At 71.6% G+C, this 605-nt stretch carries 1 protein-coding gene; it reads left to right on the top strand.

The window, feature by feature from the left end; all coding sequences use genetic code 11:
- Nucleotides 1-605: alkaline phosphatase PhoX (locus LPA54_RS35180; RefSeq protein WP_228984663.1), on the top strand; the 605-nt coding region annotated here is incomplete at both ends.

Genomic DNA, 605 nt, shown 5'->3' with positions numbered 1-605 from the left:
AGACCGACCCGTGGGGTGTGAAGGCGGCCGTCCGCCGTGACGCCATGGGGCGCTTCAAGCACGAGGCGGCGGCAGCCGACCCGGTGCGCGGGGTGATCTACCTGACCGAGGACGTCTCGGACGGCTGCTTCTACCGTTTCAGGCCCACCACCTGGGGCGACCTGTCCTCCGGCACACTGGAGGTGCTGGTCGGCCCCAGCGGCACCAGCGGCCCGGTGAGCTGGGCGCGGGTCCCGGACCCGTCCGGCGCCACCGCCACCCGCAACCAGGTCTCCGGAGCCAAGCGCTTCAACGGCGGCGAGGGCTGCCACTACGCGAACGACACCTGCTGGTTCACCACCAAGGGCGACAACCGGGTCTGGCGGTACGACGCGGCCGCCCAGACCATCGACCTCGCCTACGACGACTCGCTGGTGACCGGCGGAACGGCCCCCCTGACCGGGGTCGACAACGTCACCGGCTCCTCCTCCGGCGACCTCTTCGTCGCCGAGGACGGCGGGACCATGGAGATCTGCGTCATCACTCCCGACGACGTGGTGGCCCCGTTCCTGCGCGTCAGCGGTCAGTCGGGCTCCGAGATCACCGGCCCGGCCTTCTCCCCGGAC

Source organism: Streptomyces sp. DH12, from assembly GCF_020873895.1.
Taxonomy (GTDB): domain Bacteria; phylum Actinomycetota; class Actinomycetes; order Streptomycetales; family Streptomycetaceae; genus Streptomyces.
This window is presented reverse-complemented; position numbering and strand designations above follow the sequence as displayed.